The 19,352-nt window shown below is 37.3% G+C and carries 14 protein-coding genes; 7 read left to right on the top strand and 7 right to left on the bottom strand.

Annotated elements, in window-relative coordinates; genetic code table 11:
- Nucleotides 1-70: 70 nt before the first annotated feature.
- Nucleotides 71-1,066 carry a helix-turn-helix domain-containing protein gene (locus MQE36_RS05365; protein ID WP_242938145.1) on the bottom strand — a complete coding sequence of 332 codons (996 nt, stop codon included), beginning with the start codon at nucleotides 1,064-1,066 and terminating at the stop codon, nucleotides 71-73.
- A 277-nt stretch (nucleotides 1,067-1,343) separates the two neighbouring features.
- Between MQE36_RS05365 and MQE36_RS05370 the strand changes: the two genes are divergently transcribed.
- Complete coding sequence (locus tag MQE36_RS05370; RefSeq protein ID WP_242938146.1) at nucleotides 1,344-1,490, top strand: hypothetical protein; 147 nt, start codon at nucleotides 1,344-1,346, stop codon at nucleotides 1,488-1,490.
- Nucleotides 1,491-2,204: 714 nt separating this feature from the next.
- Here the strand turns inward: MQE36_RS05370 and MQE36_RS05375 are convergent.
- Nucleotides 2,205-3,728 (bottom strand): TlpA family protein disulfide reductase, encoded by a 1,524-nt coding sequence (locus MQE36_RS05375; RefSeq protein WP_242938147.1) that lies wholly within the window; start codon nucleotides 3,726-3,728, stop codon nucleotides 2,205-2,207.
- Nucleotides 3,729-4,318: 590 nt separating this feature from the next.
- On the opposite strand from MQE36_RS05375, the gene MQE36_RS05380 reads away from it, so the two are divergent.
- Complete coding sequence (locus tag MQE36_RS05380) at nucleotides 4,319-4,957, top strand: hypothetical protein (protein WP_242938148.1); 639 nt, start codon at nucleotides 4,319-4,321, stop codon at nucleotides 4,955-4,957.
- A gap of 328 nt (nucleotides 4,958-5,285) precedes the next feature.
- Here MQE36_RS05380 and MQE36_RS05385 read toward each other — a convergent pair whose 3' ends face one another.
- From MQE36_RS05385 to MQE36_RS05400, 4 genes are all read right to left on the bottom strand, one after another.
- Complete coding sequence (locus MQE36_RS05385) at nucleotides 5,286-7,478, bottom strand: PepSY domain-containing protein (RefSeq protein ID WP_242938149.1); 2,193 nt, start codon at nucleotides 7,476-7,478, stop codon at nucleotides 5,286-5,288.
- Nucleotides 7,479-7,490: 12 nt separating this feature from the next.
- Entirely contained in the window at nucleotides 7,491-7,973 is a 483-nt protein-coding gene (locus tag MQE36_RS05390) for a DUF2271 domain-containing protein (protein ID WP_242938150.1), read from the bottom strand.
- 128 nt (nucleotides 7,974-8,101) lie between these two features.
- Nucleotides 8,102-9,583 carry an ankyrin repeat domain-containing protein gene (locus MQE36_RS05395; RefSeq protein WP_242938151.1) on the bottom strand — a complete coding sequence of 494 codons (1,482 nt, stop codon included), beginning with the start codon at nucleotides 9,581-9,583 and terminating at the stop codon, nucleotides 8,102-8,104.
- Between the two features lie 6 nt (nucleotides 9,584-9,589).
- Nucleotides 9,590-10,492, bottom strand: coding sequence for a DUF6607 family protein (locus tag MQE36_RS05400; RefSeq protein ID WP_242938152.1), 903 nt, complete (start codon nucleotides 10,490-10,492; stop codon nucleotides 9,590-9,592).
- Nucleotides 10,493-10,586: 94 nt separating this feature from the next.
- On the opposite strand from MQE36_RS05400, the gene MQE36_RS05405 reads away from it, so the two are divergent.
- From MQE36_RS05405 to MQE36_RS05420, 4 genes are all read left to right on the top strand, one after another.
- On the top strand, nucleotides 10,587-12,662 hold the full coding sequence (locus tag MQE36_RS05405) for a TonB-dependent receptor plug domain-containing protein (RefSeq protein ID WP_242938153.1): 2,076 nt from the start codon (nucleotides 10,587-10,589) through the stop codon (nucleotides 12,660-12,662).
- A 10-nt stretch (nucleotides 12,663-12,672) separates the two neighbouring features.
- Nucleotides 12,673-13,296: an HmuY family protein gene (locus MQE36_RS05410; RefSeq protein ID WP_242938154.1), complete on the top strand. Its 624-nt coding sequence runs from the start codon at nucleotides 12,673-12,675 to the stop codon at nucleotides 13,294-13,296.
- Nucleotides 13,297-13,742: 446 nt separating this feature from the next.
- Nucleotides 13,743-15,785: a tetratricopeptide repeat-containing sensor histidine kinase gene (locus MQE36_RS05415; RefSeq protein ID WP_242938155.1), complete on the top strand. Its 2,043-nt coding sequence runs from the start codon at nucleotides 13,743-13,745 to the stop codon at nucleotides 15,783-15,785.
- Entirely contained in the window at nucleotides 15,782-16,426 is a 645-nt protein-coding gene (locus MQE36_RS05420; protein WP_242938156.1) for a response regulator, read from the top strand. Before MQE36_RS05415 ends, MQE36_RS05420 begins: the two co-directional genes overlap by 4 nt.
- A 405-nt stretch (nucleotides 16,427-16,831) precedes the next feature.
- On the opposite strand, the gene MQE36_RS05425 is transcribed toward MQE36_RS05420, so the two are convergent.
- Nucleotides 16,832-18,007, bottom strand: a complete 1,176-nt coding sequence (locus tag MQE36_RS05425) for a heparan-alpha-glucosaminide N-acetyltransferase domain-containing protein (protein ID WP_242938157.1) — start codon at nucleotides 18,005-18,007, stop codon at nucleotides 16,832-16,834.
- Nucleotides 18,008-18,347: 340 nt separating this feature from the next.
- Here MQE36_RS05425 and MQE36_RS05430 point away from each other — a divergent pair, with 340 nt between their 5' ends.
- Nucleotides 18,348-19,130 (top strand): hypothetical protein, encoded by a 783-nt coding sequence (locus MQE36_RS05430; RefSeq protein ID WP_242938158.1) that lies wholly within the window; start codon nucleotides 18,348-18,350, stop codon nucleotides 19,128-19,130.
- Nucleotides 19,131-19,352: the final 222 nt, after the last annotated feature.

Below are 19,352 nucleotides of genomic sequence, written 5' to 3' on the forward strand. Positions count from 1 at the left end.
TACGAGTATCGAAAACCGGACTATTTTATAATAAAAAAACAGTTCGATTTAAAGTCGGACACCCGGTATTTTATGATGCCCTATAGGCTGTAGGAGTTTGGGAAGTTTGTTTTTTAAAAGCAGTGTAAAAAGATGATTTTGAATTGAATCCTACTGCATACAAGACCTCCAAAACAGTTAAGTCGGGGTTTTCTTTTAACAGCACCTTGGCCTCATTTATTCGAAACGCATTGATATAGTCAAAAAAGTGTTTTCCCATATGTTGATTAATAAGTTTCGAAAGCTGTTTTTCCGGAATATTGATCAGCAATGCTAACTTTTGCAGGCTAAGTTCGGAGTCCAGATACGGTTTATTAGAAACCATATAGTTTGATAGTTGCTCCAGAGTTTGTTCGACTTCCGAATCGATGACTTTTACAGGTTTAAGGGGAGTTAAGTTTTTGTCTACCCCCAAGAACAAACCAGGTTTATAAAGAGCTTTTAATACAAACCAACAGATAACAAACAGTGCGAATGCAATTATTAATAAGTTTAAACCCGTTAGTAAAATATCATTTTTTCCATTTGGGATAAAGCTTCTGAGTAACACAAAGCTACTTCCGATTAAAAATAAAATAGTGATTTGTAACAGCCACTTATAGATGCTGTAATGATTGGCAGAATAGTTTTCCTGGTATAGTTTTTTAAAATGACTTAAAGTGTATAAGACGGCTATCATATAACTATAGTACTGTACTTTAACCGTTATTTCATAAACTATATAGTATTGGTCAGAAAGCGAAGTGACCATTAATAGTACAAACATGCCAAAAAACAAAAGCGTATGCAGCAGGTGCTTTGTTTCTAGTTTGAAGTTAAAATAACACACAGATTGTACATACAAATAGTATAATGGCATTTGTAGCAAAACCGAAGCGATTTTAAGACTTTTCCAGGCGGTACTTTCAACAGATAAAAACAGACCTGTAAAGTCTAAAGCGGTAACCAAAAGAAAGGCCGTAAACAGGTAGTTAGATCGTTTTTTTGAAGCCTTGACAGTAAGCAGGAAAACGGACATTAATATCATTAAAAAAACGATAATTTTTCCAATGTCACTTATAAGTTCAGGAGTGTTCAAGTTCGATTAAAGTTATTATTTGGCTATGGCTACAAACGTATACATAAACAATACACCATGGTAGTTTTCAGTATATAAATATAAAAGAAAATATCTTCTATACGCTTGCTTGACCACACGCCACCACATGCCCTCTGGCAGTTGAAAGCCATTTGTAGTAAAAAATCGACATGTGTAATTATAAATTATAAGCTTTTTATTACTTTTGTAGAGTAAAAACATCATTATGAGAGAAAAGAGCAGAAAATTAATTAAGAATCCGGCGGTTATAGTAGCAATTGTATTGGTAGCCGTTTGTTTGTATTTATTCATAGGAGAAAAGATTCACGAATTAGGAGAAAGCCTGGGCAGTCTGTTAAATAATAATGCCTAATAGATAAGCGTGTTAAAAGACAGCATATTGAGAGTTGTCATTTATGGGGTTGTGTTTTAATAAAAATATTTTGATTTTATGAAACTAAATATTTACCGGATTTTATCCATTTTCTTCGTCTTGAATATTGTATATATAATATTCAGTAATAAGGAAAGTTACTCTTTATTTGGATTTAGTATTAGTTTATTTATGTATACCTCATTTAATATCATGATGTTAACACTTTGTGTAATAGGCTTATATAGAAAAACAAATAAAAAGATATAGAGGATGCCTCTTCTGTAGTAAAATTGTATTAGTATGAAAGAAGAAGCTAAAAAATTAATTAAGAATCTGGCTGTAATAGTGTTACTTATATTAGTAGCGATATAGCTTTATTCATTGGGGGTTTGACAAAATTCACGAATTGGAGAAAACCTGGCAGTTTATTAAATAATAACGCTTAAAAAAGAGTCGAGTTAAAAGCCTGCATATAAAAAGGGATGCGTTATAGGCTTGTGTTCTAAATTGAAAGGGTTGTCTAAAAAGGGATGAAAGTTGTCAGTTCGAGCGTTACTGAAATGAAAATATATTTTCATTGAAAGTACCTGGCGAAGCTATCGAGAACTAATAGCAGTTGATTATCAATAGGTTTCGATTGCGCTTAACCTGACATTCAGTATTCAGAAAGACTTTTTAGACACCAATAGTACGATACATACTTTTAGCGTGTTAATCGCTTAATGCTTTTTCTACCTGATTAATTAAGATTTCTCTCTTCATCGGATACCCTGCTTCAGACAATTCGAATGTTCCGTCTTTTTTGATAATTACATAAGTGGGAAACCCTTTTCCTTTTGTTTCTTGCATGATGTTAGCAGTAAGGTTTTTATTGGCTAAAAGATGCAAACCGGTTAAATTATAATAAGAAATTAACGCTTTCCATTTGGCCTCCTTCCCCACATCGTAATTGGCTATATACAGATAATCTAATGCTTTGTCTTTAAAATGACGTTTTATAGAATCTGAATTTTTTGAAATCTCAGAACGACATGGGCCACACCAGGTTCCCCACATGTCGAGTAAAACGGTTTTTCCTTTTACTAATTTCAATATGTCGTCGAAAGTTTGATAAGAATCGGGATTTTCGACGAAAACCATTTTGTCTGTCAGCGTACGTGTTCTTTGTTTTTCTATTTTTTGAATGGCAGGTTCAATATATGAAATATACTCACTCTGAGGATACTTTTGTTTAAACCGTGAAAATATTTCCGGTAGATTATCCTCTTTTTGATGTATTGATCCTTTAAAAAGTGTTCCGTATAAAAACTCAGCGGTTTTACCTGTAAAATGCTTTTCAATAATTTTCTCTCTCAATAGGTTTTCGGGATCATCACTGTTCATTTTAACGGCCTCTTCCTGAGTCGCTGTTCCGTAATATTCTTTTAACAATTCCGGGTGTTTCCAAAGCCGCTCTTTAATTCTTGTAAGGTACATAGACAGAAAATAATTGTATTCATCAATACCCAGCATTTTACTGTTACTAACAGGGGTGGCTTTAATAAGTGAATCTTCTATAGCCTGCCATTTGCTTTCGTTTCTTAAAAAAGGTTCTCGTATATTGAAAATTTGATCGCCTTTAAAATCAATATAATTCCACATGGGAAAATATTTTACATAAAGGGCACAGATGTCTTTAAATTCATTGGCAGGATGATTCTGTGAAATATAGTCGTTAAGGATATTTTGGTTAATGACACTTCTTTCTTTTATAGCATTAAAAACATTATCGGGTAATGAATCTTGTGTATATGCTTTAAGGTTTAACCTGTTATTGATGAGTTTTTGAATAGAAGGCTGGTTGTTTTCGCTTCCATTGCCTTTTACTGTATAGGTTTTTTCAGGATTTTTTGAGTCAAAAGAAAAATTCAGTTCATTGCCTGGCGATACATAAAAAACATAGCTGTAGTATTTATCAGCAGTACTATCATGGTATGAAGCGGTTACAAATGTAGGTTCGGAAAGCGGATACGACCAATTACCTTTCCCGTTGATTAAAGGAACTGAAACGTCCCCTTTATTTTCGAATAGCCTATGGGCATTTGTATAACGATCTTTTATAATCCAAACGCTATTAGCATTTGAATTTTCGATGTTAAAATTGATGAAGGCTTCCTGTTCTTTTTCTTTTTGAAGACATCCAGTTAGAAGGAGCCCCAAGACCAAAGCCGACAGCATAAAACTTAATTTCCTCATTCTTTATTTTTTTATAGAAAAAGGCTGTTACAATAGCCTTTAATGTATGATAAACACCATAATGTGTTTATTTTCAGTATATAAATATAAAAGAAAATATCTTCTATACACTTGCTCTTTAAAGTTTCCTAAACCTGAGGAGTATTATTTTGAAACAGTTTCGAAGTGGAATTACCATTCGGAGAATGGCTATCCAATTATAAGTTTTTGGTTATTGAATAATGTCTGTAGGTTAACTCTAGTCTGTAATATATTCTTTTACCAGCTCTAATTCTAAACCTGAGCAGATAGCAAATTCATGAATAGAAACTAGTTGATGCGGTTCTTTTTCGAAATATTCTCTTCCTGCTTTTTTGAGGTTCTTTGATAGAAAGGAGAAAAGTCTCGAAGTAAATAGAAGAGGTTTTAAACTTACAGCAGAAAATAACAAACCGCTGTTAAAAGTTGGTATCTCGAAATTTCAAGCAGATAAACATACCCGAAAACCAGTAGAAAAAACCCCTTTATTTAAGTGATTGACTATCGAATCGCTTTCTCATAAATTTATTTTTTTATAAACATTTTTACAAAAAACCTTATAGATATAAAAGATGAAAAGTTGTATATTATTAGTTGTGAATTGCTTACTGATAGCTACTTCTGTTTCCGCACAGCAGGGCAATAGAAAAAATGTTTTTCCTACAAAAAGTCAATTCAATGCCGAAAGCACAAAAGCATTATTAGATTATGGAGAGGTTACCATTAACGGAGTGGCATTTACAAGAGAATATACAGATGCCAATAGCCTAAACAATTTTTTAGGTGTAAACGTTGTCGGAAAAAAACATCTGGCAGCAGAAGGAACGAAAATAGTGCTTTTTCCGGTGACAGCATATTTTGAAGAGTACTTAAAGCTGAGAAAGAAGTACAAAAGAAGTAAAAAATATAGAGCAATGCTGTCACAAGAAGCATTTAGCCATCGAATAGAAGTATCAGTAGGTACAGAAGGGAAATTTACATTTAACGAAATGAAACCCGGAAAATACTATTTAGAAGCATTAATTAAGTTTAATGGTACTGATATTGCTTCAAAACAAGTAGGAAGGTCAGACTATTATAACGGTTTCGGACATTACAGAGGTTCATCCCCTATTTATGAACATTATGTACTTAATTATAATGGCGCACATTTAGAAACAAAAATAATCGAAGTAAAAGAAGGCGATTCTGTAATTGATATAAAGTTGTAAATAAAAAGTAGGGTGTTATCGAGTGATGGAGTTATGGTGGGATGGATAGATTTAACCCCGCCCCAGTTTAAAACCCGGCCTTCGAACATACCATTTATGGAAATCATCGACAGCCTAGATTTTTTTGGTTCTTTTTTTATCAATGAACTGCACAGCACATCATGAGACTCTTTGAAAACCAATAGACAAGGTATCGAATACAAATGCTTAGCATTCATGAGATCTTTATCAAACAATAGAGATGAATGCATAAAGAAAATGGCCTTTAACACAATGCCCCTTCCCATAACCAAAAAACCTAACGCCTCACCTGTAACAAAAAGGCGCTTTAATAACAATCCATTTTTAATTGCTGTCTTTCCCGGTAAAACTCAAGAGGCTTGTCTAAACGATCCTTACAAATCGTATCTAAGGTTTTTAGCACGTCGTTTTGCATATTAAGCGATCCGCAGATCATAACAACATTCCGGTTCTCTAAAGCATTGGCAATAAAAGCCGCATCTCTTTCTAAAAGATCCTGTACATAGAGGTTTTCTTTTTCTCTGGAAAGAGCAAGGTGAATATTCGTTAGCTTACCGCTTTTCAGATAATGGTTAATTAGATGTTGGTATAGCTCAAAAGACGCTTCCGTTCGTAACCCGAGGTACAAATTGGCAGGAACTTTCTTTTTGTTCTCTTCCAGCATGCCTAAAAAAGGAGCAATGCCGGTGCCATTTGCTATAAGGATAACACGGGGTGCTTTTTTGGGGAAGTGAAACTTAATATTCTTTATAACCCTTGCTTTAAGAATATCATTCGGAGATAAATTGTTTAGATAATCCGAGCCCAGACCTTTCTGGTGGTGTTTAACGCTAAGCCGGATTGCTTTTCCTTTCTTACCGATAGAATAGAGGCGTTCCGTATGGTCGTTTTTAGGATAGATGGCGAGGAGGTCTCCTGAATTTATTCTTTGCATGCCTTTTGGCCTAAGCTCAATCATAAAAGTGGCATCAGGATTTTTGTGTACGCTGGTCTTATAGGTTACCTCGAACGATTTCGTTTTTTTAGCTTTCAGAACATCTTGTTCTTTTGGAAGCTGTATGGGAACATTCATTTTAGAGCTCCATACAGAAGCCCATTCTAAAAAGGAAGCAAACGATTTATCGTTTATTTTGTAGAGAGGGACAGACCGGAACCCGAATGTTTCCAGGTGCTTGTCCACGTCGGTTGCAAACTTGCAAAAATCAGGATAAGATAACGATCCGAATCCGACAGCTGAATAAGAGAAAGGCTGCTTGAGTTCTTGCTGTGCAATCTTTAAAAACCTCGATGCATTGGCAGGGGCATCACCCTTTCCGTAGGTTGCAGTAAAAACGATAAGGTGTTTTAGTTTTTTATATGGACTTACGGTATTCAGTTCATCGATGTAGACTTTTTGCCCGGCTTTTAGCAATGAATTGTAAAACAGGTTGGCAAAGCCCAGGGTACTGCCGTTTTCCGATCCGACCAGGATAACGTATTCACATTCATCTTTCCGGTATTTGTTTTTGATGCTGGATTTTCTTCGTACAAGGGTCATTTTAAAACCGGAATAAACAAAGAATAATATATTGAGGCTGGCCAGTGCCAGGATCAGAGACCAGCCGATGCTTCCCTTTCCCGTATGAAGGCTTAAACTCAGGCTCGATAAAAAGTTAGTGAGCGGATATGGCATTTCACTCTCGATACCACCGGTTTGCTGGTTGATCTTTAATTCTGATTTTCTTGTTTTTATAGTATAAAAGTCCTCTACATCTGTTGAAAAAGGAAATTCAATATGTTTAATAGCAGACAGGGGTGTAGAGTTAAAAAAAGGAAATTCGTGAAAATTTAACGGAGGAGTCCCGGCAATGTTGCCGTAATCAATCTCATGCTGCAAATTTTTATGCTCCGGAATAAGACGGAATTTTTCGAGAGAAAGGTACGTCCCCGTTAGTGTTATTATAACAATAGGGATTAACGATATCCTGCCTGTGACAATATGGTAATATTGTGAAAAATTCTCATTGATAATTTTGGAAAAAAACTGTTTGAACCCACGTTGCCTTTTTACAATCAAAATAGCGCCGCTAACCGCAATTAAGAATAACAAAAAAGAGCACAGGCCTACAAAAAAGCGCCCGACCCCTTTTAAGAAAAGAGACCGGTGTAAGGTGGTTACAAACTGAAATAACCGGGGGCGTTCCGGTTTTTCTCCCAGGAACACACCCGATTCCGGGTCGAAATAACCGTTGAGGTTGTCGCCGTCTTCGGTAAAAACCGATGCACTGAAAAAATTATTGGCATCAACTTCCATTTCAATAACTTCGGGGTACTTGTTTTTAAAAGTACGTATCGTCTGGGCAATGGTTATGCTATCGAGATCACCAACCTTGTATGGCCGTGTTTTTTCTGAGATAGGCTCAAAAGCCAGGATAATCCCCGTAACGGCAGCCAGGACGATAAATACAAAAGAAGATACAGCCAGGGCCAAGTGACTGTATCTCCAGATTGAAATGGTCATTATTATTCTAATTTAGTTGGGTAACATACGGATATAACGTATAAAACCTTTTCCTTCCTGTTTGCTTTTAATGCTTGTAGAGGTTAATGGAAACTGAACATCTTCAGTATAATATTCCTGGTCTTCCACAGCAGTCTCAAAACGGATGCTGTAACCGGTGTCAATTTTTGAATCTTCAATTTCGATAACATTAATGCTTCTTTCCCCTCCGGATATAGTAGCTCCCGTAATAGCATCTATATTGCTTCTTTTCTTTCCATAGAACTTCCACCATTCTGTAATGTCGTGGTACCATTCGCTGTCATCACCTTGTACATACAAGGTTCTTTCGTAATTTCCATCAGGGGCTATTAACGAAATAACCACATAAGCACCTTCACCGGTATAGTTCTTCATCTGAACCATGCACTTATATTTGGTCGTTTTTACGCTGTTAAAAGAATAAATGCCTAACACGGTAGCTGATAATGCTAACAGAAATAAAATCTTTTTCATCTGTTTAAAATTATATCTTATTAAAAATCAATTAAATAAAAATTATATACATAGACGCAACCGCTGCGCTTGTCGGGTGGTATGCAAATAATTAATTTTGTTTATGCTTATCTCATAACAGGATCAATTTATTTTAGAAAATCCAACGGAACTTTATTTTTTACTAATAGTTCATTTTCGGAAGCAAGATCGAATGCCGACTCTTCAAAATCGGTAACCATTTTTGTGTTAGCCCCCCGGGCAATAAGATACTTCAGTATCTCATTGTTTTTAGACACCATGGCAGACAAATGCAGGGCGGTATAACCTTCTTGGTTTTTAGCATTAACATCAAGGTTAAAACCTGAGGCCCATTTAAGCAAGTCAATATCATTTTTCTGTACCGCCAGGTGGATAAGGGTGTTGCCATCCTGTTGTGATTTCAGTATGTCTGTACCGTGTTCTTTCAGAAACCCGGCTTTATCCCTGAAGCTGCTTTCGTGTTTACTGTTATACGACTCAACAAGGTAATAAGCAATGTTATTCCCTTTAGTATCGGTAGTATTCAGTTTAGCTCCTTTACCGAACAGGTATTTTACAATTTCGGGTGAATTATGGGCAATTGCAAGCATAATGGCAGACGCCCCCTTTTTATTCTTCAGATTAATATCGCTGATACTTTTAGAGAACAGCTTAACAACGGCAAGATCGTTCGATCTGGCAGCATTCAGAAACGGAGTGTTCCCCTCCTCATCCCGGGCGTTTACATCCAGGTTTTTATTTAAAAAGAACTGAAGTGTTTCAATATCTTTTACCCTCGATGATAGTATGTGCAGGGGGGTACGGCCGTCTTTTCCGCTTACATGGGGGTTTAACCCTGCCGTTTCAAGATACTTATAATAAGATAAGGGAGTAGAACTGCCCCTCATTCCCATGCTGGCGAATAAGAAGGCATTATCATTGCCTTTGATCCCTTTGGAAATAAGTTTTTTTGAGAGTTCTATATTTCCGGATTTAGCAGCATAATTAAACAACCCGTTTCCATGGCTGTCGGTACTGTTAACAGCCAAACCTTTCGATATAAAATAATCAGAGACTTTAAAGTCGGTATCAAAAGGGGCTGCCAGCAGCAAAGCGTTTGCCCCATCGTGATCTACATCTTTTAACAGGTTGGCCCCATTCGATAAACAGAGATCAAAAACTTTAGTGTTTTTCTGTCCTGTTGCCGCGGCAAAGTTTAAAACAGTATATCCGTGGTCGTCGCGTATATCTGTTTTGGCACCCTGCTTTAGTAAATATGCCATTAAGCGGTCATTGCCTATATAGGCGGCCCAGAATAAATACGTTCTTCCATCATGGGTAAGCTTGTTGATATCGTTCCCATCGAGGCTTAATAAATACTCAATGGTTTTGTCAGGAGCTTTTTCCAGGATAGCGTAGACCACCGGGTCAAACCCGTTTGCATTGAGCTGCGTGGGCTTATTGTATTCGTCAATTTTACTTTTAACGGTTTCTGTATCGGGTTGCGTTTTCCAGAAATCACGGGTTAAAAAAATATTCTCCTGCGCATATGTAAACGTTGTGGTAAGCACAACAGATACAAATACAATAAAATGTGTAATGGCCTTCATTATTTTTTATTTTACAAATGAATCGATAAGCGCATCTATCTCAGATTTCTCTTGGTATGCATTTTCATCGAGTAAATATTTAAAAAGTACTTTATTGTCTACTTTTTCTTTTAATTCCAGGTCTGTATTTCTGGAGAATACCTCATCCCATTTTGCACGTACCAAAGCCCATTTGTTCTTGTTTTTACTCCAATAGTCCTGTGCTGCCTTACACTTGCTGTCGTCTACTTTTACATAAGTATTGAACCCTTTTTCCTGTGCCAGGACAATGTCTTCTTTGTTGTCCTCACGGATCACCTTATCGTTATCCTGCTCATGTATCCAGCCATTTTGTGTGATTTCATGATGGTTTCTTCTTGTCGTTACATTGTAATCGCTTCTTTGGGTGTATTCCCTGCGGGGTAGCGGGGCAGAAGTGGTGTTTTCCCAATAACTCTTTCCATCGATGTGTACCCAGCTTGCAGAACCTTCGTAACGGGGGCTGTCGTCAACCTGGAATACTTTTTGGGTCCACTGTCCCTTTATCGAACTCTTGGGAAGTTTTTTGTAGGTCCACTTATTGTCGTGATCGAATTCATACAGATCGGTATTCTCGTATTCCCAATCCTGTCTCCAGTGTTTTACAATATATGGATGCTCTTTGGGCCCGACAATGAGAAGATGTTGCAGAGAGATCTTATCTTTTGAGTCATCTACAAGTTGTACCCATTCCAGTCCTTTGTCGTGTTTTACAGGAGAAGGAACATAAGTAGAGTCTCCCGAATATTCAAAAGTTTCTGCAAAATTGAAGGTTACTTCATAACAGCCACACATATCCTTGATGGCTTTCTGGTCTTGTTTCTTTTTGTTTTGGGCGTTAAGGCCGGTACCTATTGCAAGTAGCGCAATGAATAGTAAAGATCGTTTCATAATATATATACAAGAATTTACTGTAAAAAATAATTTCCCTATTTAGATTGATTTTAAATAAAGATCATATATTTGCACGACAAAAATAATTAGAATGAGTCTAAATAAAAATAATTTTATTATTTATTTTTTTGCACTGATATCGGTTCCGTTTTATTCGCAAAGTGAAAAACCGGTTCCTGACTCTCTTCAAACCGAACGCCTGGAAGAAGTTATAGTAACGGCAACGCGTACTAAAAGACAGCTTTCTTCATTGCCTTTGCCTGCACAGCTTATTTCTAAAAGAGAAATAGCACAAATAAACTCGATGCGTTTAAACGATGTGTTGAATGAGCAAACAGGGCTGATAACAGTGCCTGATTTTGGCGGAGGCGAAGGAATTCAGATGCAGGGACTAGACTCACAGTACACACTGGTATTAATTGATGGGGTGCCCCTGATAGGAAGATCTGCCGGTACTTTAGACATAAGCAGGATTGCTGTGGGAAATATAAAGCAGATTGAAATTGTAAAGGGAGCTTCTTCCAGCTTGTATGGCAGTGAAGCTTTAGGAGGGGTGATTAATATAATTACAGAAGATCCCGGATCGGGGGTTAACGGAAATATAAGTTCCCGATACGGTAGCTTTAATACAAACGATACCGGTGCTTCCGTAGGATATAGTAACAGGCAGCTGGCAGCGAGCTTTTTTCTTAATAGGTATAGTAGTGAGGGTTATGATTTAGATAAAAGCGATGCATTAAAGACAGTAGACCCTTTTACAAATTATACGTTCAGTTCAAAAGTAAAATACGAGTTGAACGATAAAAGTTCCTTCATGATCTCCGGGAGGTATTATACCCAAAACCAGGATTATGTAGCATCAGAAGAACTAAAAGGAGAGAGCAATATTGATGAATTCAATACCCATTTGAAACTTGATCATGATTTTAACACTAAATGGAAGGGCTACCTTGAACTTTATGCGACAAATTATAAGGCGAACGAATATCTGAACGATTCGAATCAGAGCAGGTACAGTGAAAGTAATTTCGATCAATGGTTATGGAGACCCGAAGCACGAATATTATTCAAGCCTCATAAAAATGACAGTTTTATTGCCGGAATAGGGACAAATTATGAAACCTTGGATCGCACAGATTTTTCAGAAAATCCAAAATTTACTTCACCTTACATCTATGCGCAATACGATGCTAACATTACTGAAAAACTCAATGTGATTTTAGGAGCACGATTCGACAATCATAGCGAATACAGTTCACAATTTAGTCCTAAAGCAGCGGTCAGATATGAATTCAGTAAAAAATTAGCGGTAAAGGGGTCCGTTGGATATGGGTTTAAAGCGCCGGACTTCAGGCAGTTGTATTTCGACTTTTCCAACGCAGCCGTCGGCTATACGGTTTTAGGGTATAATGCTGTTGTTACTGCCATTCAAAGAATGGAGGAAGAAGGGCAGATTAGCAAGATAGTAGTACCGCTTTCCGAATTTGAAAATGAGTTAAAACCCGAAAATTCAATAGGGATTAACCTGGGGCTGGATTATAGGTTTTCTTCAACCGTTAAATTTAATATGAACCTCTTCAGGAACAATATTGAAGACCTTATTGATACCCGGGTAATAGCCGGTAAAACCAACGGACAGAATGTATTCAGCTATTACAATGTCCATAAAGTTTATACACAGGGACTGGAGTTTAATGCCACATGGATGCCTGATAACAACCTGAAATTGTCAGGAGGATATCAATTGCTTTTTGCAAAAGACAAAGAAGCTGAAGAAGCGTTTAAAAACGGAGAGGTATATGCCCGTAACTCGAACGGGTCGTTTAAACTTGACAAAAGTGATTATTTCGGACTGTACAACCGCTCTAGGCATATGGCCAACTTTAAAATATTTTATCAAATCCCGGCTTGGAGTATGAACATGAATATCCGGGGTACTTACCGGAGTAAGTATGGCTTGTACGATTCGAACGGGAATGCCTATCTCGATAAATACGATGTTTTTGTTGACGGGTATTCGGTATGGGACATAGCGCTTAATAAAACCATCTTAAAGAATTATACCCTCGGAGTCGGAATAGACAATGCATTCGGGTTTACCGATACGCAAAACATCAGCAATATCTCCGGAAGGATCTTTTACGGAAAACTAAATATTAAATTTTAAATATATACTTATGAAATCTATCAAACTATTATTTTTAACGGTGTTTTTTATAGGGTTTACATCATGTAGTAGCGACGACGATGGTGCATCCCTTTTAGATGTTGAATCAGAGTCTGTTTCAAACCTTAAGGCCACACAAAGTGCCGATTATTCTACGAATCCGCCTACCATCACTGGCGACTATATTAAATTTTCTTTTGAATCCGGAACTACGGTTACAGGAGATAACTGGGATATCGCTTTTAGAGGGACTACAATTTTAATAAACGGCGGGGCATCGACAGCAGATGATCAACCAATCAGAAAAGGAAACGGAGGCGCTTATATAGCAAATGGAACCCTGGCTGAAGTGAATACTGTAGATTTGTCGTTATTTACACAAGATAGCGAGACTAATGGGTTGGCTATACCCACAGGTTCGGGGAACGGTTGGTACAATTACAACCAAACCAACCATAATATAACACCTATAGCAGGGAAGGTAATTGTGGTGAAAACACATAATGGCAGGTACGCTAAAGTAGAAATATTAAGCTATTATGAGGATGGCGAGCCTAATGAAGATTTAAGCAATTCTCAGTATTACAGCTTCAATTATGTATACCAGCCTAATGAAGGAGAGACCGGGTTTTAATAATAATCAGAGGGAATTCCTTTTTTAAGACACATGAGGAAATTGGCCCTGAGTTGCCAGTTCCGTGAAATTCAAAGAAAATGCTCCACCGGAACAAGCTCACGAAGCATTAGATAAAATACGGAAAGATTATGGCGTAAGTCCGTCGAAGGATTAATTCCGGATCAAAGAGAAAACCAAAGCCTTATAGAAATATAGGGCTTTTTTCTTTGTTAAATTTTGTTACCTTGGCGCGATCGAAATTATAGCAGAGCTTTTTGTGTTTATGACTTCCTCTCAAATTCAGGAATCGTTTAAAAGGAGACCCCGGACTCTTTAACCCATACCATATGTAATTACAACACCCCGTTAATATAATTTAGAAAAGAGAAAGCACTTTCTATGCATTTAACTTCTAATTAGCACACACATAGCATATTTCGAAACTGAATCCTATATTTGTAAACGTGTGCAAACTACTACAAACTCTATCGTACCTCTTGCTAAGCTGCTGGTTCAGTTATAGTCAGGCAACACCCTCAGCTATAGTCGCTGATAATAAACTGACAGAGCAACTGGACTCCCTGCCTAATGACCATGACCGGGTTTTGTTTCTTGCCACTTTCTTAAATACTCAAAAACCCGAAGACGAAAACACAGTAGCCATTGTCAGATCCTATAAAGAAAAAGCAATAGAAAACGAGCAATGGCAACCGGCACTTACCATGGTAAATGCCCTCGGCAACTATTATATATACCAGGAAATTAATCACAAAGCAGCTTACCGGATATTAAAATCTTATAAACAATATCTCTCTCATAACAAGGATTATAAACAGGTAGCCGGTTATTATATCGCCTATGCCGAAGCTGCTACCTATATGCAGTATTATCACGAATCCTTAGAAATACTTAACGAGACGATACAATACCTGGAAGAAAAAAAAGACTCATCGCTGTATGAGTACGGATATGCCTATTTAAAAGCGGGAGAAAATAACGATAAAATCAATAAAATATCTGAAAGTGTTACCTATTTCGAAAAAGCGAAGAAAATTTTCACCCATCAGAAGAACCACCTAATGTACCTCTGGGCACAAAACGGACTAGCCCAGTTGTTTAGTAAAAATGCCCTGTACGAACGCGCACAGGAAGCACGGCAGGAAGTTTTTCAGAAGGGAACTGCCCTTAAAGAATATCAGTTAGTCGCTATAGCACGTCTGGGAGCATCTAACGACGCCAACCGGCAAGGAAACACCTCCGAAGAATTTTATCATATCAGAAAAGCACTCAAAGAACGTAATAACCAATCAGATATTCAGGGTATTGTAGACCTCCTCACCCTGTCGTATGCAGTATCAGCATATGCACGAAACGGTATTACAGATACCTCAAACATTTACAAGAAAGAATTAAAAAGTAAAATAAAACCACATTTAAACAATCCCTTCCTCAAAACCTATTACCAGCTAGCACTCAGCCAGAATGCCCTGTCCGGCGGAAGACCAGATGAAGCAGAAGGGCTAGCACAAGAAGCCCTAAACCATGTAAAAGCATCGGGAGAAGTACAGTTGCAGATATATTTAGAAAAGCTGTTAGGAAATATCAATGAAGAAAAAGGCTTATTGAAAAACGCAATACAACACTATAAAAACTATTCCAGGATAAAAGATTCTGTAAGCGATGTAACCTCCCGCAGAAAATTTGCTTATGTACAAACACAGTTCGAAACAGAAAAAAAGGATCTGGAGATAGCACAACAAAAGCAGGAAATACAATTACTAGACGCAGAAAACAAAGAGAAAACCTATTGGTTTGTAGTTGGTGCATTATTACTGATTGGAGGAACGGGGTTTTTATGGATATACAGGTCGAGGCATTTTGCCCGGCAGCAACAATTACTGAATGAAAAGTATTCGCAGGAGCTCCTGATAAGCCAGGAAAAAGAACGAAAACATATAGCAAGAGATTTACACGACAGTATCGGGCAACAGTTAACATTACTGACTAAAAAAATAAGAGACCTGAAGCTCGAAAATTTGCTTCAATTGTCTCAGGCAACATTAGACGAGGTCAGAACAGTTTCCAGGGGCCTACACCCCCCTGTGCTCGATAGCCTGGGAATAACGGAAGCCATCAGGCAGCTTATTTTTGCATTTGATGAAAAGTATAATATTATATTTACAATCGATATCAACCAGATAGACGGGTGTTTTACTAAAGATCAGGATGTAAATTTATACCGTTTTATGCAGGAAGCACTCACCAATATTATTAAACACGCACAGGCTACAGAGGTAATTGTAGAAGTTAAAAAAAAGAATAAGAATATTGAAATTGTCATCGAGGATAATGGAATCGGTTTCGACCACAGTCATGTTTTTACAAAGCAAAGCCTGGGACTTAAAACGATGAAAGAACGTATTAAAATACTCGGCGGAAAATTAGAAATGACCACAAAACCAAATATAGGAACTACTATAAAAGTTATGATACCGGCCAGGCTATGAATAAAAAACCAAGCATACTGATTGCAGACGATCATCCGTTATTACTGAAAGGATTAGATGAAGAACTGGTATCTAAAGAATATAATGTGATAGCCACAGCTATAAACGGAATGCAGGCGCTTGATCTTATATTGAATAGAGAACCCGAAATAGCGATATTAGATATAGAAATGCCTTTACTCTCAGGGATAGAAGTCATTAAAAAATCGAAAAAAGAAGGCAGTAAGACAAAGTTTATCGTGCTCACTTCCCATAAAGAGCAAGGACTTATTTATATGTCTACCCAATTGGGAATCGACGGATACTTACTCAAAGAGGAACCCATGTCTGAGATCGAACGCTGTATTGCCAAAGTAATGAAGAACGAAACGTATTTTAGCACTACGTTTAGCAGGGTTTTGGAAACCGAAATAAATCCGCAACTCGAAAAGCTAAAACTATTATCGCCTTCCGAACGTACCATACTCCGCTTGGTAGCCCAGTCAATGACATCAAAAGAAATCGCTGATCACTTACTCATATCGGTCAGAACCGTTCAAAAGCACCGGAGTAATATCATTCAGAAACTAGATATCGAAAACCATGATGATCAATTAATCTCATGGACACAAAAATATAAAGAACTGATATTGTCTTTGTAAAATTATTACAATGCAATCTGCCAATTAGATCGATTGTTTTCGGTCGAGTCCAGATATTATCGGTATGAACACTTTTTATTAATGTAACGTGAGTTCGATATCAAGTAAAGTTCAAAATATTGATGATACGTTTTTTAAACGAAAATAGTGTTGTCTCCTCGATCTGACATAAATAAAGCTAAACACCCATGAATGTGCAAAATACAAATAGAACTCACGTTAATGTATTAAAATATTTATGAATGCTTTGCATTTCCTCAATCTAAAGATTAGTTTTAAACGGCCTACGAAAGTGTTCCGTAAAACTGGCAGTAAGATGGCTGAAAAAATTAATTTACTGACAAACAACGAAATAAATTTTCCCGGCTGAGTACCCAACCCAGACGGGCTTATCCGCCAGGTAGCTTATATTTTCAGTCGGATATTGCGTTTCTCCATCCATCCGACAAAAAGAATAATTACAAAAGAAAATAACAACGACTTTACAATTCCCGGAAACCCCGACGATATCGCAGAAGGCCACTCAAAACCAATAAGTATAACCATCGGATAAATAAAATAAGGCATTAAATAACAGCTAAGAGTGCTGGTGCCGGCAGGCTTTAAAAGGTCAGCCCATTTGTAAAAATGAAACTTGTCTGTTACTATGTAAAAAAGAACATACAAAATATAACTGATGCCGATACACAGAGCACTCCAGGTAGGAGTTGCCTGTATTTTAGATATTGGAAAGATCGTTCTGAGCGCAAAACCATAGAGAATAAAAAGAAGTCCTGCACCAAATACAACGCTTAAAAAAAGATGCTCTTTTTCCTTTTCCCTGAAATACAGAAACAAACTAGTACACAATACGCCTGCCATTACTAAAACATAATTAGCAGCACTGACAATAAGCTTAAAAGCAGGAATGTTTTGAAAGTAACCGTTTTCCTGTATATTCATAAATAAGAAAAATAAGAAAACCAGAAACAGGTATGGGCGGTGCTTTCTAAGAAGTAAGTAAACGATACCGCTAAAAAAATAAGCCCACCCTATAAGTCCGAGTATGCCCCACCAGCCGGGACGCATCCATACTATCGAATCGGCACTGCCCCCTTTATATATAATTCCCAGAAAAACCAATAGTAGCACACCGATTACCCGGATTACGATTTCAGTATTTTTATCAATCCATGAAATTCTTTTATAATCCAGCCATATCAGGCAGATGGCCAGGGCCATCAGGATTTCCCAATAATGCTTGTTAATAAGCATGGTATCGTCATAAATAGTTTCAAAATTCACCATATAAAAACCCATGGTTAAAAGGGCTATGGTACGGAAGATAATATGTTTGAATATGCCTGTAACAGTATCTCCCTTTTTTAGCCGGGTGTGAATAGCAAGCGGAATTGACAGCCCTACTATAAAAAGGAATAAGGGGAAAATAATATCAGAAAACCCCATGCGGTCTTCGTTAGCAGCTGCATGCTCCAGCCATTCAGGAACTCCGGTGAGAGACCACAGGTCATTCACAAAGATCATAAAAAACATGGTTAAGGCACGAAAGATGTCAATAGAACGGATTCTTTTACTTTTCAAGACTGATGGTTTATTGGTTAATCAAATTGCTCTGAAACCAATCCTGTATAGCCCATAGCACATTTAACGGGATAAGCTTCGGAGGATTTAAATCCCGTAATCGGGTAAGAGTTAAATATAATAGAATTTAGAATAATTGAAACCATGTCGTTTAATTATTTAAAGTCAGAATGATGAGGCGGTGTATTGCTAATAGGGTTTTCGGACCAGCCATTTTACCAAATGGAGTTACCGGTGCCGGGTGTAAGAATTGCTGATTTTCAAAAAATAACATACTTTAGTAACTACGTTCCCTTGGAAGATTTAAATTCCGGGAATAAATAAACAAAACCCAAACACCATGAGAAAAATCAAACGTAAAACAATGCTGTGGCGAAACAACAAGTCTTTTTTCTGCGCCTTCATGGCACTCACATTAACCATGAGCTCTTGTAGTAGCGATGACGGAAACGACCAAAACATTGAAATTACAGAAGAAACAGCGGCCAATGCCATTATAATGGCGGCATCACCTGAAGCCGGAGGTGTTCTGGCCTATACAATGGAAGGAATATCAATTTTAGAAGGTAATGCAACCGCCGGGAAAGCGGAGGCACCTGCAAAATCAGCAGCATACGAATGTGGAGTAACCTACGATGAAGCGTTTACACATAACGAAGTTTCTGAAGATATTTCTGTATCGATGAATTATACATGGACATGGATGTTGCATTGTGATGAGATGCATATGCCTTTGAGTGCCGAACTTGGATTGAATGGGCAGGCAAACATTAAAGCGCCGAACCTGGATGCAGCTACTTCGATGGAGGCTGATATGACGATCAGCGGACTTGAAGAAAATTCGGATAGCTATAGCATAGACGCTAACCATACGGTGGAGGGAGCTTATGAATTTACTGCTGAAGAAAACACCTATAAATTTACGAGTGTCATTAGTTTCAGTTCTCAAGAACTCATCGTCTTAAAAGAAAACCATGGTATTACCTCCGGAACTACAACGATCACTTTTGCAGGAGCAGGTAACGGAGGCAAATATAGCTTTTCCGGAACCCTGGAATATCATGGAGACCAGACAGCTACACTTACTATGAAAAGCGGGAACAAATATCCGTTAAGCTGGTAACTGAAAATAAAACAAGACAAAGAGAGGAAGGTATCTAAAAAGAGGTGAAAAAGACTTTTTAGATATCCTCTTTTTGATTTTTTTTCGTCAAAGAATTACGATGCGAACCGATAAAAGCAAAAAAACGGGCCTTCGTAAAGAAAGACATTTTCAAAACCATTACGATCAGAAGGTATTAGCTCCCGGAGAAGGGGTCTCAAATAAATAAGAGTATATTACTTT

Source organism: Zhouia spongiae, from assembly GCF_022760175.1.
Classification (GTDB): Bacteria; Bacteroidota; Bacteroidia; order Flavobacteriales; family Flavobacteriaceae; genus Zhouia; species Zhouia spongiae.

Coding starts and splice junctions, on each gene's coding strand:
- MQE36_RS05380 (WP_242938148.1), top strand. CDS start 4,319: ATGAAAAGTTGTATATTATTAGTTGTGAATTGCTTACTGATAGCTACT.
- MQE36_RS05365 (WP_242938145.1), bottom strand. CDS start 1,066: ATGATATTAATGTCCGTTTTCCTGCTTACTGTCAAGGCTTCAAAAAAA.
- MQE36_RS05405 (WP_242938153.1), top strand. CDS start 10,587: ATGAGTCTAAATAAAAATAATTTTATTATTTATTTTTTTGCACTGATA.
- MQE36_RS05410 (WP_242938154.1), top strand. CDS start 12,673: ATGAAATCTATCAAACTATTATTTTTAACGGTGTTTTTTATAGGGTTT.
- MQE36_RS05390 (WP_242938150.1), bottom strand. CDS start 7,973: ATGAAAAAGATTTTATTTCTGTTAGCATTATCAGCTACCGTGTTAGGC.
- MQE36_RS05420 (WP_242938156.1), top strand. CDS start 15,782: ATGAATAAAAAACCAAGCATACTGATTGCAGACGATCATCCGTTATTA.
- MQE36_RS05395 (WP_242938151.1), bottom strand. CDS start 9,583: ATGAAGGCCATTACACATTTTATTGTATTTGTATCTGTTGTGCTTACC.
- MQE36_RS05370 (WP_242938146.1), top strand. CDS start 1,344: ATGAGAGAAAAGAGCAGAAAATTAATTAAGAATCCGGCGGTTATAGTA.
- MQE36_RS05375 (WP_242938147.1), bottom strand. CDS start 3,728: ATGAGGAAATTAAGTTTTATGCTGTCGGCTTTGGTCTTGGGGCTCCTT.
- MQE36_RS05400 (WP_242938152.1), bottom strand. CDS start 10,492: ATGAAACGATCTTTACTATTCATTGCGCTACTTGCAATAGGTACCGGC.
- MQE36_RS05430 (WP_242938158.1), top strand. CDS start 18,348: ATGAGAAAAATCAAACGTAAAACAATGCTGTGGCGAAACAACAAGTCT.
- MQE36_RS05385 (WP_242938149.1), bottom strand. CDS start 7,478: ATGACCATTTCAATCTGGAGATACAGTCACTTGGCCCTGGCTGTATCT.